This is a genomic window from Pseudomonadota bacterium (assembly GCA_016711215.1).
In the GTDB taxonomy this organism is placed as follows: domain Bacteria; phylum Myxococcota_A; class Polyangia.
Genome location: JADJTL010000002.1, coordinates 903,402 through 918,590 on the forward strand (window position 1 = coordinate 903,402; position 15,189 = coordinate 918,590).

Below are 15,189 nucleotides of genomic sequence, written 5' to 3' on the forward strand. Positions count from 1 at the left end.
ATACGTGCAGCCGTCAGCGGCCAACGCCATTCGCACCAAGCACAGCCGCTATGAGCTGCTGGAGCGGGTAGGTAGCGGGCATCTCTCCGAGGTCTTCAAGGCTCGCGCCACCGGTGTGGCCGGCTTCGCGAAGATCGTGGCGATCAAGCGCCTGCTGCCGACGGTGGCGCGCGACCCCGATTGCGTCGCCCTCTTCAACGAGGAGGCCCGAATCGGCGCCGCCCTGAGCCACGCCAACATCGCGCAGGTCTTCGAGTGTGGCGCCGACGACGGGCTTCCCTTCCTGGCGATGGAGTACCTCGATGGACGCGACCTGGCGTCGATCTTGGCCGAGACGCGGCGCCGCGCGCAGCAGCTTCCGCTCCCCGTGGTGCTCTACATCGTCGAGGCCGTCTGTCGCGGCCTGGCCTTCGCGCACGCGCGCACCGACGCGGCGGGGCGCGCGCAGCCCGTGCTGCATGAGGGGCTGAGCGCGCGATCGATCTTCATCTCGCACGAGGGTGCGGTGAAGCTCCTCGCCTTTGGCGCCGCCGCCGCCCGTCGACGCAGTCCGCGCGGGGCTGAGCTGCGGCCGCAGGCACCGCTTTGCCCCAGTCCAGAACAGCTGCGCGCCACGGAGGTGGACGTCCGCACGGACCTCTTCGCGGTTGGCGCCGTGCTCTACGAGGCGCTGACCGGGCGTCCGCCATTTTCCGGCGACACGGCCGAGCAGATCTGCGCCGCGGTCCTCGCCGGGCAGTTCACGCCGCCGCGCGCGCTGCGCCCCGAGCTCTCGGAGGAGCTGGAGGCGATCGTCGTCAAGGCGCTGGCCGCCAGCGCCGGCGAGCGTTGGCAGAGCGCCGACGAGCTGGAGCATGCCCTCGTGCGTTATGCGCACCAGGCGCGCGTCACCTCGAGCATCAAGCAGATCGGCGTGTGGATGAGGGCGACGCAGCGGCCGCTGACGCCGCAACAGCTTGCGGATACCGATCGGCGCGAGCTGGGCGTCGACGCGCGGCCGCTGGCGTCCGCGCTCGACGACGAGCCGACACCGATGCCGACGCCGATGCCGACACCGACGCTCGCTGGTGGGTTCGAGCGCGCTGCCAGCGCGCCGCTGCGCCACACCTTGCGGGGCTACGCGCCGACCGCGCCCGCTGGCGCCCGACGCGACGAGGGGGCGCGCGACGACGTCACGCACGACGAGCCGACCACGATTCGTCTCGCCGACGACGACTCGTCCTTGGAGCGGGCGCTCGAGGACATGACGCCGACGCCGGTCGATTCGGTGCTGCAGCGTTACCTGGCCCACCCCTCCCTGCCGATCTCGGATGCGACGGTCGTCGTGCCCGAAGAAGACATGGTTGCTCAGTTCGGGCTCGTGCCCGAGCCCGTCGCCGATCCGTGGGCCGATGGGCCGACGGTGATCGACAGCGGCCGCGCGCCGGCGCGTGAGGCCGAGGACCTGCCGACGCCGGTTCAGACCGAGGTGGCGGAGTCCTTGGCGCGGCGAACGGGCCCAGTCGCAGTCGCTGAAGCAATAGCGGCAGCGGCAGCGGCAGCGGCAGCGGTTCCGGCGGCGAACACCCCGGTGCCCGAGGGCGCCGCAGGCGATCCGACCGGCGCCCCGATCGATCGCGGTGGGGTGTCGTCGCCCGCGGGCTCCGCCGCGCCGCTGGCTGCGCCGGTGCCCCGAGCTGCGGCGGAACGTGCGCGTGGGCGGGGCGTCCCGACTGGGCGCAGCGTCGTGCCATCCACGCGGCGGGCGGCGACCACGCGGCCCCTGTCGCGGCCGGCGCTGGAGGCCGGCGTGGGACGTTGGGTTCTGCTGGGCGCGCTCCTCGGGATTGCGCTCGTGCTCCTCGTCGTCGCCGCGGTTTTTTGGCGCACCCGGGCTCGGCGTTCGCTCGGCGCGCGCGCCGTCATCCAGCGCACCTCACGACCCGATTGGCGACCCGAGGTGGTCGTGCTGCCGGAGGATTCCCCGCAGCGGCCGCGGCGCGATGCCAGCGCGGCCGGCCCTGCGGAGGCGCCCCGTCCTCGACCGGCGCCTCGGGCGACGCCTTCGCGCAATCGGCGCGCCCTCCGTCCTGCGGCGACGCGGCCACCAAGCCGGCCCGGACCATAGCGTCGACGCGGCGATGATGAGCGGCCTCTACCCAGCCCTATTCGAACACGTCCTGCGCCGCGTCGAACCCGAGCGTGCCCATGCCCTGGCGCTGGCCGGACTCGCGGCGCTGGCGCGGACCCCGGGCGGGCTGGCGCTCTTGCGCTCGCGGGCGGCGCCCGCCGATCCGAGGCTCGAGGTCAGACGCTGGGGCCTGCGCTTCCCCAACCCCCTCGGGCTGGCGGCCGGGATGGATAAGGACGCGCGCGCCTGCGAGGCGCTGTTGGCCCTGGGCTTTGGCCATCTCGAGGTCGGGACGGTCACCCTGCAGCCGCAGCCGGGGAACGCGCGCCCGCGCCTCTGGCGGCTGCCCGATGAACGGGCGCTGATCAATGCACTCGGCTTTCCGAGCGGCGGTGCCGCGCTCGTCGCGCAGCGGCTGAAGCGCCTGCGCCAGCGCTCGCTGCTGGGGCGTAAGGGCGCCTGCGGCATCGTTGGATTGAACCTGGGCAAGAATCGCGCGACCGCCTTGGCCGATGCGGCGGCCGACTACTGCGCGCTGGTCGAGGCGCTCGACGCCGTGGCCGACTACTTCACGGTCAACGTCTCCTCCCCGAACACGCCGGGGCTGCGACAGCTCCAGCTCGCCGACGCCTTGGCGGAGCTGTTGACCGCCGTCCGGCAGGCCGCCGATCGCGTCGCCGCGGCGCGTGGCGGCGCCAGGCGACCGCTGCTGGTCAAGGTCGCCCCTGACCTCGACGAGGCTGAGCTCGAAGCGATCGCCGACGCCGCGATCCGAGCCGGGGTCGATGGCCTGGTCGCCACCAACACGACGGTCGCGCGGCCCGCGGCGCTAGCCGAGGCGCTTCGCGCCTTGCCCGGCGGGCTCAGCGGTCCGCCCTTGCTCGAAGCGGCGCGGCGCGTGATTCGACGCCTCTACCGCAGCGTGCGTCAGCGCCTGCCGATCATCGGCGTCGGGGGCGTCAGCAACGCCACCGAGGTGCTGGACCATCTGCGTGCCGGCGCCTCGCTGGTGCAGCTCTACACGGCCTTCGTTTACGGCGGTCCGGGGACGGCTGGCGCAATCGCCCGCGACCTCGGCGCGGCCGCCGATCGCGAGGGCTGGCGCGCGATCGACGAGCTCGTCGGCAGCGATCTGCGCTGAGGTCGAGGGACCCGCCCGGGCTCGCCGTGTCCTGCGTCGCCGCGGCGGTTTCCTTGCGCCCTCGTGTCGGGGCCGGAGCGAGCGCCGGCTGCTAGCGCACGTCGCGCGGTGCGGCGGGTCTGCGTCCCTGCCTTGAACCCCCCGGTGGTGCGGCGCTGGGCGTCGCGCGGCGCGGCAGCTTCGGGGTGACGCTCGCGTCGGGCGCGTCGGGGTCAGAGGCTGCGGGGGGCGCCGCGAGCACGGGCTCACGGCTCGCCGATTCCTGCACGGGCCGTGGTCGGCCCTCGCGATAGACGCTCTCGATCTGCGCGGTCCAGGCGATATGCTCGAGCGCGCCGACGCGGATCACGAAGTAGCCGTCGCGGTTGTCACGCACGATGGTGCCATGCAGGACGACGCCGTTCTTCAGCACGAGCTGATCGTGGCTCGGCAGGTTGCGCCGCTCGTTGCGCTGCCAGACGATCGCCGCGACCTCGGCGCGCTGCAGGGCGCGATACTCGCCGAAGCGCTCGACGACCAGCGCATCGAGGTTCTGTGCCATCACATGCGCCACCAACTCGCCGCCCTCGGCGAGGCGCACGACGTCGGCGAAGGGGGCGCAGCGCGGACAGGCGTCTCTGACGGCGCTGAAGGGCTTGAAGGCGGCGAGCGGCACCACGCTGCCGACGAGGGCCAGCGCGACTGCGGCGCGCGCCAGGCCGCCGCGCGGGGCGCTGAGGTCGGGACCGGAGAGGTTAGGTCGCATCGGCGATGGCTCCTGGCTGGAGGCAGCGTGGACTCTTGGTGCGCTCAGCGCTTCGCGCGCGGCGCGCACAGTAGCATTGAAGGCATCGAAGCCTCGGGGCGAGCCTCCGGGCCTGCGCATGGCTCAGGCCCTCGCATGGCTCAGGGCGCCCACTGTCGTACATGCTGGCCCCCACAGGCGTGCATTCTACTGCCGCGTGCGCCGCGGACCAAGCCGGTCCCACCGGTCAAGGTACACCACCGGTCAAGGTGATTGATAAGCGCTCGCTCGCATGGAATACTCACCGCTCCTCCGGAAGATTGATGACCACCACGCACCTCTCGTGCCCACAATGCGGCCGCCGCTACGCTGAGCCCGCAGATCGCTGCGCGGTCGACGGGGCTCCGCTCTACGGCCCCGAGGTGATGCAGCGACTGGGCCTGACGCTCGGGAGCTACAAGATCCATCACATCCTCGGCGAAGGCGGGATGGGCGTGGTCTATCGCGCCGAGCACGTAATGCTCGCCAAGCCCGTCGCGGTCAAGGTCCTGCACGAGCGCTTCGCCCGACGGGAGGGCGCGCTCGACCAGTTCCTGCGGGAGGCGCGGGCTGCCAGCCGCATCCGCCATCCCAATATCGTCGACGTCACCGACTTCGGTACCGTGCCGGACGGTTCGGTGTACTTCGTGATGGAGTTCCTCGAGGGTGAGAGTCTCGAGGACGTCTTGGGTCGCCAGCGGCGCGTCGAGCTCTTCGAGGCGGTCAACATCGTGCGGCAGGTGGCGCAGGCCCTGGCTGCGGCGCACGACCATGGCATCGCGCACCTCGACCTCAAGCCGGAGAACGTCTTCCTGATCGAGCGCGCTGGTCGACGACGCGTGGTGCGGCGCGTGGCCGATGGCGGCGGGCGCGACTTCGTGGTCGAGCCCGAGGGCAAGTTCGACTTCGTCAAGCTGGTCGACTTCGGCGTCGCAAAATTCATCGACCACGCGATGAACTTCGGGTTGCACGGCGCCGCTGGCGTCGTCTTCGGCACGCCGCAGTACATGTCGCCGGAGCAGGCGCGTGGCGATCGCGTCGACGGTCGCAGCGATGTCTATGCCTTGGGCATCCTCTTCTACGAGATGCTCACCGGCGACGTGCCCTTCGACAGCGAGGATCCAACGGAGATCTTGAACGCCCATGTGGCGTCGCGCCCTGAATCACCGCGGCGCCGCGCGCCGGAGCTGGGGCTCGACGACGCCACCGAGCGAACGATTATGCGCTGCCTCGAAAAGGACCCGCAGCGGCGCTTTCAGGCGATGGATGAGCTGCTCGACGCGCTCGTCGATTGCTTCACCGATCGCGTCTTCCTGCGCCACGCGCATCGCCTGCCAGGGGCGGTCGAGGCCGGGATCGTCGTGCCACCGGAGCCGCCGACGCGGCCGGAGCAGGCGGTGGTCGCCGGCGCGAGCCTGACCGACGAGCTGGCCGAGTTGCTGACGGTCCCGCCCCAGGGGCGCGCAGCGGGCCCCCAGGGACGTGGGCCCTCGCTCGAGGACCTGACGCCCACGGCCGACGGGCAGCCGCGCGCCGCGCTGCCCGCGCCGGTCATCGCCAGCGGCGCGAGCGCGATCGACGACGACACCCCGACCTCCGAGTTCGCGGAGGTCAACTCCGTGCGGACGGCGGTCGGCATCGGCCCGCTCGCGCCAGCACGCGGTGAGGGGGCGCCAGCGGGGAGCCAGCCGGCGGCACCGAAGCGTCGCTGAGGCCTCAGCGGTACGCGCGTGGGTTGCGCCGCGCAGGCTAGCGGCCGAGGGACGACGATGGCTCAAGAGCGCGGCTACGATGACCCGACGACGGTGCGGCACGTTGTGCCAGCCAGTGGCGCGGGGGCGCCTCGGCCCAGCGATCACGATACCCCCGCGCAGCCGCTACCGCCCGTGCCGGCGGGCATTGCCCTCGCGGCCGCGCCAACGGCCGCCCCAGCGGCTGCGCCAGTCGATCCACCGGAGAACGCGCCAGCAGCAGCGCCCGCGGCTGTGCCAGCAGCAGCGCCCGTGGCCCCACCCGCGGACGCGCGCGCCGGCGGGACCGCCAAGCTCGGGGTGGACGACGCCTGGGGCGCGGCCGAGCCGGCCGAGCTCACGCCGACGGATTGGACGGACCCCGGGTCACCCGCCGACGACGATCTTCGCCTCGGCGAGCCGCTGAGCGTCGAGGCCAGCGCCGCCCCGCTGCAAGGCATGGCCACCGCGGCGACCGGTGCCAGCCCGCTGCCGCCGGTCGAGACGCCACCGCTGCCGGCGGACCTCGCTCCGCCGGCGACCGGCCCCTCGTGGCTGACCGATGTGTCGCGACTGCAGCGTGAGGCGCAGCGCCTGGCGCGCGCCGGCCGCTGGCGCGATTTGCCGGCGCTCTATGGCCATGCGCTGCGCCACGCGAGCTACGCCAGCGGCGTCGCCCGCCGCGTCCTGCTGCTCGAATTGGCGCAGCTCTATCGCGATCGCTTGGGCGATCCGGCCCGCGCCGAGCAGGTCTTCGTCGCCCTCGCGCAGCAGAATCCGGCGAACGCCGAGGCCCTCGCCTACTTGGCAGCCACCTATGAGCAGCGCCATGAGTGGGACGCGCTCTACGCGCTCTACTTCGCGGCGGTCGAGGCGACCTGGGATCCGCACCATCGGCTGGAGTGGACGCGCCAGGCGGAATCGATCGCTACCGCAGGACTCGGCGACTTCGACCTGGCGATCGCCGCCTGGGCGCAGCTCTGGCGGCTCGGTGATGGCGAGCCGCACGCGTCGCGCGCGCTGAGCCGCTACTACCGCCAGACCGCGCGCTGGGGTGAGCTGGCGCAGTTTCTCGAGCAGCGCCTTGGGCGCGCCAGCGGCCCGGCGCAGCTGGTGGTGTTGCGTGAGCTGGCCGAGGTGGTGCTCTCCGGCCTGCACGACCCGGAGCAGGCCGCCGCGGTGCTCGAGCGCATCCTGGCGCTCAGTCCGGCCGACCCTGTGGCCCTGCTACAGCTCGCTCGTCTGCACGCGCAGGTCGGTGATTGGGCGACGCTGGCGCGCCTAATCGACTTCGCGCAGTCCGCGACCCTCAGCACCGAAGCGGCGCTCGATCTGCTGCGCTTCGCCGCCGACGCGCTTTGGCAGGCCGACCGCTTGGACCAGGCGATGATCGCCGTCGATGCGATTCTGCAGCGCCGACCGCTCGAGCCCGCCCAGCTCGGCCGCAAGCAGCAGTATCTCGTGCGCAGCGGACGCCACGAGGAGCTGCTGCAGCTCCTCGTGCTGCGGGCGGAGTCCGCTGAGCCCGCCGAGCGCGGCCTGCTGCTCGAGCAGGCCGCGCGGCTGGCCGAGCAGCAGCTTCAGCGCGTGGCCGAGGCGGCACGCTTGTGGGAGGCCCGCCTCGCGCTCGAGCCGCGGCATCTGCCGGCCTACGACGCGCTGGCCCGCCTCTACGAGCTGCTCGGCGATCCTGTCAGCGTGGCCAGAGTGCTCTCCGAGCAGCGGGAGCTGGTGCGCGCGCCGGCCGAGCGCCTGGCGCTGCTGCGCCGCCTGGGGGAGCACTACGCCGCGCGCCTGGGCGACGACGCTGGCGCCGAGCGCTGCTGGAAGGAGATGCTCGACCTCGACGCCGAGGACGAGGGCGCGCGCGATCAGCTCGCCGCGCTGCACCGCCGTCGCGGCAACTTCGAGGCTCTGAACTCGGCGCTGCTGCGTCAGATCTGGCTCGCGCGCGACGCCGAGCGAGCGCTGGCGCTCTGCCGGCAGGCCGCGCAGAACATCGAGGATAACGTTCGCGAGCCGCTGCGCGCGGTCGAGGCCTGGCGGCGTGTGCTCGACTTCGCCGCGGACGACCCCAGCGCGCTCCGCGCCTTGGCCGGGCACTACGCCACGCTGGGCGAGACGCGTCAGCTCGTCGCCGTGCTCGAGCGTCAGCTCGCCGTCGCCAGCGACGCGGGCCAGCGACTCGATCTCGGCCTGCGCTGCGCCACCCTGCTGCAGCAGCTCGGGCTCACGCGTGCGGCGATGGCCGTCTATGAAAGGCTCCTGCGCTCGAGCCCCGACGCGCCGCAGGTCTACGAGCCGCTGCACGCCCTCTACCTCCAGCAGGGCTGGCGCGGCCTCGCTGCCGGCGTGCTGGACTTCGTCGCGGCGCACCAGGAAGCGCCCGCGCGCGCGGCGCTGCTGCGGGCCTCCCTCGAGCTGAATGCCGGCCCTGAGCGCGCGGAGCGCTGGGCGCTGCTGCGCCGCCTGCTCTACCTCGGCGAGCCTGCGGCGCCGCTGCTGGCCGAGCTCGCAGCGTTGGCCGAGGGGCAGGCGGACCTGCAGCGCGAACGGGCGGCGTTGCTCGCGGAGCGGGCCGGAGAGCAGCAGGACGCCCTGGCGCGCGCGGAGCTGCTGCGCGAGTTGGCCGGCATGCTCGAGCACGAGCTCGCGGCGCCGGAGCGAGCCTTCGTCGTGCTGGGGTCTGCGCTGCTCGGCGTGCCGCCGACGGCGGAGCACGCCGCCGAGCTCGAGCGCCTGGCGCAGGCGACGCGACGCTGGGAGGACTGGCTCGCCGTGCTTGACGTGCAGACGCAGCCCGATCAGCCGCTGGCCGTGCGCAAGGACGCCCTGGCCCGGCGCGCGCGCGTCTGTCTCGAGGCCCTCGGCGACCCGCTCCGCGCCTTCGATGAGCAGCGCCGGCGCTTGCGCCTCGACCCGCACGATGCCTCCGCGCTCGCCGACCTCGCGCAGCTCTGCGAAGCTCAGCACGCGGCGGCCAACGACGGACCGCGCGAGCGCCGCGACGCACCCGCCATGCGGCGCACGGGGGCGTGGCAGGCGGCGAGCCAGCTCTGGCTGCGACTCGATGCCGTGCTGGTGGAGCTCAGCGACCGTAGTGAGAGCGTCGGGGAGCGCTGCGCGCTGCTGCGCCGACGCGAGGAGATCGCGCGTCGCTACCGCGGCGACCTCGGCGCGGCCTTCGAGCTGATGCTGGCGCGCTTTCGCCTCTCACCGGACGATCCGGGACTGCGGCAGGAGGTGCTCGACGCGGCGGCGACGCAGGGGGGCTGGGCCGCGGCGCTCCCCTTGCTCGAGGCCGTGCAGCGCAGCGCCGCCGCAGGCACGCCGCAAACGACGCCCTACGCGTTGGTCCAAACCGCCTCGCTCTATGAGACCAAGCTCGGCGACGAGGCGCACGCGCTGACGCTCTACGGGGTCGCGTTCATCGCCGAGCCTGGCGCGCCGGCGCTGCTGGAAAAGCTCGGTGAGCTGGCCGGGCGGACGGGGGCCGCGGAGGCGCTGGTCGATGTGCTGCGCACGGCGGCCGCCAAATGCGGCGACGAGCCGCTGCGCGTCACGCTGCTGCGCAAGATCGCCCGCAGCTATGAGACCAGCCTCGGCGCGCCCGAGCGCGCGATCGACATTCATCGCCGTTTGCTCGAACTGAAGGCCGACGAGCTGGCCTCGCTCGAGGTGCTGCTGGCCTGGCACCGCGAACGCGGTGAATGGCGCGACCTCCGGGATCGTCTGCAGCAATGGGTTGGACTGCAGGGCGAGGACGACGAGCGGTGGCGCGGTTGGCTGGAGATCGCCGAGATCTCCCAGCGCCTGGGTGAGCCGGAGGCCGCGCTCGAAGCCTATGATCAGGTGGTGGGCGAGCAGCCCGACCAGCGCCAGGCCTTGGAGGGGCTGCAGGCCCTCCAAGGCGCGATCCAAGACAAAGCCCTGCGCCGGCGGCTGCTGCGGATGGAGATCGTGCACGCGACTCCGGAGCGCGCGACCGAGCTCCACCTCGAGCTGGCGCGCCTGCAGGAGGAAGAGGATAGCGACCCAGCGACCGCGATCGCCACCTTGCAGCCGCTCGCGGTCGCCAATGGCGGCTCGCCCCCCGTCTTCGCCGCGCTGGCGCGTCTGCTGCGCCAGGAGCAGCGCTGGGCGGAGCTGCTCGCGTTGTTTTTGCACCGAGCGGAGGGACTCGACGCCGCCGACGCGCGCGCCGAGCTGCTCGACCAGGCGCTGCTGCTCGCCGACGAGCAGCTCGGATCGGGCGAGGTGGTGCTCCGCGAGCGGCTCTATCGTCTGCTCTTGGCGCTGCGGCCGAGCGACGCGGCGCTGCGCTCTCGGCTGCTCGTCCTGCTGCGGACGATGGAGCGGGGCCGCGATCTGGCGCAGGCGCTCGAGCAAGAGCTCGAGCGGGTCGATCAGCCGAGTGAGCGCGTCGCGCTGATGTACGAGCTGGCGCGGCTCGAGGCGCACACCCTGGCGCAGCCCACAGCGGCGCGCGGCTGGTATGAGAGCATCGTCGCGCTCGCGCCGGGCGAGGAGGGCGCGATCCTCGCCCTGGCGCAGCTCGCGCTGGCCGCTGACGACGGCGCGGCCTATGCGGCGTGTCGCAGGCAGCAGGCGGAGCTGCTCGAGCCGCCTGAGGCGGCGCTCGTGCTCTGTCACCTGGCCGAGGTTGCCGATGAGCGCGGGGAGCCCCGCGAGCAGCTCGTGGCCTGTTATCGCGAGGCTCGGGCGCTCGATCCGAGCAACGTGCCGGCGATGGAGGCCCTCAAGGGCATCGGGCGCCGGCTCAAGTCGATTCGGCCCATGGCGGCGCTCCTGCCGCTGGAGGGTGAACGCGAGCTGACGCGCGCCGATCGGGCGCGGCGGCTGCGCGCGCTCGGCGACGACGCGGCGAGCAGCGATTCGCTGGCCGCCCTCGAGTGGTACCGGCGCGCGGTCGCCGTCGACCCCGAGGACGCGGCGAGCTGGTCCGCCCTGGCGCAGGCCTACGAGGGCGCCCAGGAGCCCGTCGCGGCGCTCCGCGCCTGGCGTCAGTGGCTCTTGGCGCAACAGCGGCGCGAGCCGCTGCGCGCCGAGCGCCTGCGCTGGGAGGCGGCCTGCCTCTTCGACGTGGCGCAGGCGGCGCGCCGTGCTGGCGAGGAGGAGGAGTACCAGCGGCTGGTGCGACGGGCGCACCTCTGGTCGCCGGGCTACGTTCCAGCCGCGCTGACGGCCGCCCAGTTCGCGCTCGAGGAGGGCCGGGCCGAGCACGCACGGCGCTTGCTCGATGAGGTGCTGGCGCCCGGCAGTGAACAGCTCGAGGCGCGCGAGCGCGCCGAGGCGCTCTACCTGCGCGGCAGCGCCTGGCGCCGACTCGGTGAGCCCACGCATGCGCTCGACGACCTGCAGCAGGTGCTGCAGCGGCAGCCGCTGCATGCTGGCGCGCTCGTCGCCGCCGCCGAGCTCCTGGCGCTGGAGCAGCGTCCCTCGGCAGCGCTTGAGCATCAGATGCGCGCGCTGATGGTCGTTGACGCGCCCGAGGCGCGAGCCGGGCTCTATTACCAGGCGGCCCTCTTGCTCGAGGACGCGCTGGCGCGCCCCGAGGAGGCTGGCGCCTTCTTCGAGCTGGCGCTGGACGAGGGCCTGCAGCAACACGAGCTGCTGCTGCGGCTGATGCGCTACTACCAGCGCAGTGGTCGCACGGCCGAGAGCTTGGCCGTGCTGGACCGCTTGATCGCCGGGGCCACGGCAGCCGACGAGCTCGCCGGGCTGTGGCTGGCGCGGGCGCAGGTGCTGGTGCAGGACGCCGAGCGTGAGCGCGAGGCGATCGAATCGTTCGACATGGCGCTGAGCTACGATCCGAGCCACGCGGAGGCGCGGGCCGGTCTGGCCGCCGCCCTCGAGCGGCGCGGGGACTGGGGCCCGCTGCTGCAGGTGCTCGAGGCGAGCTGTGACAGTGGCAGCCCGGCCGAGCAAGCGCAGAGCCTGCGGCGCATGGCCGAGATCTGTCGCGTGCAGCTCCATGCCCCCGAGCGCGCCGAGGGCTACCTGCGCCAGTCGGTCGCGCTGCAGTCGACCCGCGAGGCCGTCGCGCAGCTCGAGCGCCTCTACGCGGGCGATCCGGCGCGCACGAGCGATCACCGGCTGATGCTTGGTTTGCTGGTGGCGCATGGGCCGCCGTGGTTCGAGCGCGCGATGGAGCTCGGCCGCGCCTTGCTCGGGGACGAGAAGCGTTGGGCCTGGTGTCTGCTCTCGCCGCTGCTCGGGGTCAGCCAGGTCGATCCCGAGCTGCGCGCGGTGCTGCAGGAGATGCGCAAGGACCACGAACGCCCGCCGCTCCTCGGCGTCGAGGCCGAGGGCTACTCGCTGCTGGTCCACCCGCAGGTTTCGCCGCGGCTCTCCGAGGTGCTGGCGGAGCTCAATGCCCTGCAGCCCGCCTGGCCCGAGCCCTCGACGGCGTTGGCGGACGCGCTGGCGGCGGCGTCGGTGGTCGGCCCGCAGACAGGGCTCGGCAAGAAGTTCGAGGCGGTCGCGCGGGCGCTCGGGCTCGGGAGCTGCAGCCTCTTGCGCACCCAGAATCTCCCCGAGCCGCTGATGGTGCTGCAGCCGCGTGGCGCTGGACTGCAGGTCGTCGTGCGGACGGAGCTCTTGCAGCAGCTCGTCCACGCCGAGGTCGGCTTCCTCTTCGCCCACGCGCTCGAGCTAGCGCGCCCGGGTCACCGCCTCGCCGCGGCGCTCCCGCCGACACTGCGAGGCGACCTGCTGCCCGCACTCTGGTCGGTGCTCGGTCTGGCGGCGCCTGGCGCCGCGGGCGAGGCCGAGTCGGTGCTGGCGAGCGCAATCGCGGAGGTCGTCGACGAGCGGCGCCGCCTGCGCTGGCGCCAGCGCCTCGACGCGCTCGAGGGCCAGGACCCGCGCCCGCTCGGGGAGCGGTGGTGGCAGGGCGTGACCTTCACCGCGTACCGCGCCGGGCTGGTCGCGGGCGCCGATCTGCGGCAGGCGCTGCGCGTGATCGCGCGGCTCGATGAGAGTCTCTCGCGGCCGCGGGTGGTGGCGCGGCTCGACGAGCTCGATAGCTACGCCAGCGGTTCGGCCGCGCTGCGCGACCTGGTCGCCTTCGCTGCCTCACCCGCCTTCGGTGAGCTGCTGCGCAGCGCCACCGTGCTCGAGCGCGAGTAGCGCCCGCCCGCGCGACGGGGTGGCTAGCCGCCCAACCCCTCCTCTTCGGCGCGCCGGGCTGCGCGGCGGGCGCTGCCGCTGGTGAGCCAGCCCTTGCGCCAGAAGAACGTGAGCAGCGCGCCGACGGTCAGCAGCATCAGCCCGAGGGCGAAGGGGTAACCGTAGCGCCAGTGCAGCTCGGGCATATTGAAGGGTGAGCCCCCGGGGTCGAAGTTCATTCCATAGAGTCCGGTGATGAAGCTGAGCGGAATGAAGATCGTGGAGATCAGCGTCAGGACCTTCATCACGGCGTTCATCCGCTGGCTGACGTTCGAGGCGTGCAGCTCCATCAGGCTGGCCGCGAGATCGCGGCAGGCCTCGAGCAAGTCGAGCAGCTGTATCGTGTGGTCATGGCAATCGCGGAGGAAGGTCCGCGTCTCCGAGGTAATCGGCGCGCTGTCGCCCCGGGTGAGTTGGGCGATCATCTCGCGCGTCGGCCAGAGCACGCGGCGCAGCGCGTGGAGATCATGGCGCAGCGCATGGATCTCTGCGACCCCGCGCTGGTCGACGAACTGCGGCATCTGCGTCTCGATTTGATCGAGCTGATCGCTGAAGCGCTCGAAGAGCGGGAAGTAGGCGTCGATCACGGCGTCGGTGAGGGCGTAGGCGAGGTAATCGGCGCCGGTGGTCCGCAGGCGTCCGAGCGCGTTGCGCCGCAACCGCTCGCGAATCAGCTCGAGACAGGGATTGTCCCGGTTGACGACCGTCACGACGAAGTCGCGGCCGAGAAAGATCCCGAGCTGCTCGAGCTCCAAATGCTCCCCGGCCGCGGGCATCCGCAGGGCGATGAAGAGCGTCTCGCCGTAGTCATCGACCTTCGGGCGTTGGTGCAGGTGAATCGCGTCCTCGAGGGCGAGCGCGTGCAGCCCGAAGAGCTCGCCGAGCTGGCGAAAGATCTCGGCGTCACCGGTGCCCTCGACGTCGACCCAGGTCACGGGGGCGCTGCCGCGCCGGAGCTCGCCGACGCTGGCGACGCGACGCTCCTCGACCGTGTCCGGCCCATAGGTCATCACGCGAAGGCTCGGCGCCGTGGCGTCGGGGCGCGCTGAAAGGGTGCCCGGTGGCGTTCCCAGCGTTTCGCGGCGGGTCGACATGATCGCCGATCGCCGCCCACGGCGTCGACGTTTCTTGGCCATGGCCTCTACGCTCCTATCGGGCTGCGGCGGCCGGCTCGCGGCAGGCGCTCCGGCGCGTGGCGCCGATGATAGGCAGGCCCGCAGCCCGGCGCTACCCCTGATCCTTCGTCGCCCACAGCGGGGCCGCGCCGACCCGCGATCGCCGCTTGGATGCGGCGCTCGTGCGGTCGCCCGTGCACCGACGCTGCCTTCAACGCTACCCACCGCCCAGCGGCGTGCTTGGCAGCCGCAAGCGAGTGTGTTACCCGAGGTACCGGATTTCCGAGCGCCCAGTGGCGGTAGGGTTCGTGACGCAGCGTTTGCACCCGATTACGGTCGATCGCATTGACGGGGACGCGGCCAAGGTCGTGCGGCGCCTGAGCCAGCACGGCCACCAGGCCTTCCTCGTCGGTGGCTGCGTGCGCGACCTCCTGCTCGGGCACGCGCCCAAGGACTTCGACGTCGCCACCAGCGCTACGCCGGAGCAGATCCGCCGCGTGTTTCGTAACAGCCGGATCATTGGGCGGCGCTTCCGCCTCGCGCACGTCTTTTTCGGCAGCAAGGTGATCGAGACTGCGACCTTTCGCAGCACCCCCGAGCAGCCCAACGAGGGCGTGCCCCTGATCTGGCAGGACAACCAGTTCGGCACGGCCGAGGAAGACGCGCTGCGCCGCGACTTCACGATCAATGGCCTCTTCTACGACCTCGCGTCGGGCAAGATCATCGACGTCGTCGATGGGCTGAGCGACCTCCGGGCGCGCTTGGTGCGCACGATCGGCGATCCCGACGTGCGCCTTCCCGAAGACCCGGTGCGGATCATTCGAGCGATCAAGTTCGCGGCGCGCCTGGGCCTGGAGATCGAGCCGCAGACCCGCGCCGCCGCGGTGCGCCATCGGGGGTTGCTCGCGGCCTGTTCGGTCGCGCGGGTGCTCGAAGAACTCTACCGCCTGCTGCGCAGCGGCACGGCGACGAAGACCTTTCAGCTGATGCATGAGCTCGGCGCGCTGGCCGTGCTGATGCCCGAGATCGCCGCCGTCTTGCCCGCTCCGGCCTTGCCCGAGGCGGGAGTGCTGGCGCCGGTGCTGCGGGCTGGCCGGCGCCTCGGATCGGCGCCGCGCCTCGAGGCCTCGAGCGAGGGC

At 72.7% G+C, this 15,189-nt stretch carries 6 protein-coding genes and 1 pseudogene; 5 read left to right on the forward strand and 2 right to left on the reverse strand.

Annotation, left to right across the window (positions count from 1 at the left end; translation table 11 throughout):
- Positions 1–4 precede the first annotated feature (4 nt).
- Positions 5–2,107, forward strand: a complete 2,103-nt coding sequence (locus IPL40_08685) for a serine/threonine protein kinase (GenBank protein ID MBK8481238.1) — start codon at positions 5–7, stop codon at positions 2,105–2,107.
- A gap of 16 nt (positions 2,108–2,123) precedes the next feature.
- Positions 2,124–3,251, forward strand: a complete 1,128-nt coding sequence (locus IPL40_08690) for a quinone-dependent dihydroorotate dehydrogenase (protein MBK8481239.1) — start codon at positions 2,124–2,126, stop codon at positions 3,249–3,251.
- Between the two features lie 91 nt (positions 3,252–3,342).
- On the opposite strand, the gene IPL40_08695 is transcribed toward IPL40_08690, so the two are convergent.
- Entirely contained in the window at positions 3,343–3,996 is a 654-nt protein-coding gene (locus tag IPL40_08695; GenBank protein ID MBK8481240.1) for a hypothetical protein, read from the reverse strand.
- A 302-nt stretch (positions 3,997–4,298) separates the two neighbouring features.
- Between IPL40_08695 and IPL40_08700 the strand changes: the two genes are divergently transcribed.
- Positions 4,299–5,726 (forward strand): protein kinase, encoded by a 1,428-nt coding sequence (locus IPL40_08700; protein MBK8481241.1) that lies wholly within the window; start codon positions 4,299–4,301, stop codon positions 5,724–5,726.
- Positions 5,727–5,783: 57 nt separating this feature from the next.
- Positions 5,784–12,896: a hypothetical protein gene (locus tag IPL40_08705; protein MBK8481242.1), complete on the forward strand. Its 7,113-nt coding sequence runs from the start codon at positions 5,784–5,786 to the stop codon at positions 12,894–12,896.
- Between the two features lie 23 nt (positions 12,897–12,919).
- On the opposite strand, the gene corA is transcribed toward IPL40_08705, so the two are convergent.
- On the reverse strand, positions 12,920–14,071 hold the full coding sequence (corA, locus tag IPL40_08710) for a magnesium/cobalt transporter CorA (GenBank protein ID MBK8481243.1): 1,152 nt from the start codon (positions 14,069–14,071) through the stop codon (positions 12,920–12,922).
- 173 nt (positions 14,072–14,244) lie between these two features.
- On the opposite strand from corA, the pseudogene pcnB reads away from it, so the two are divergent.
- Positions 14,245–15,090, forward strand: a pseudogene (gene pcnB / locus IPL40_08715) (polynucleotide adenylyltransferase PcnB).
- The last annotated feature ends 99 nt before the right edge of the window (positions 15,091–15,189 follow it).

Bases quoted from the DNA above. Each gene is read 5' to 3' on its own strand.
- IPL40_08690 (MBK8481239.1), top strand. From the start codon at position 2,124: ATGAGCGGCCTCTACCCAGCCCTATTCGAACACGTCCTGCGCCGCGTC.
- IPL40_08695 (MBK8481240.1), bottom strand. From the start codon at position 3,996: ATGCGACCTAACCTCTCCGGTCCCGACCTCAGCGCCCCGCGCGGCGGC.
- IPL40_08700 (MBK8481241.1), top strand. From the start codon at position 4,299: ATGACCACCACGCACCTCTCGTGCCCACAATGCGGCCGCCGCTACGCT.
- IPL40_08705 (MBK8481242.1), top strand. From the start codon at position 5,784: ATGGCTCAAGAGCGCGGCTACGATGACCCGACGACGGTGCGGCACGTT.
- corA (MBK8481243.1), bottom strand. From the start codon at position 14,071: ATGGCCAAGAAACGTCGACGCCGTGGGCGGCGATCGGCGATCATGTCG.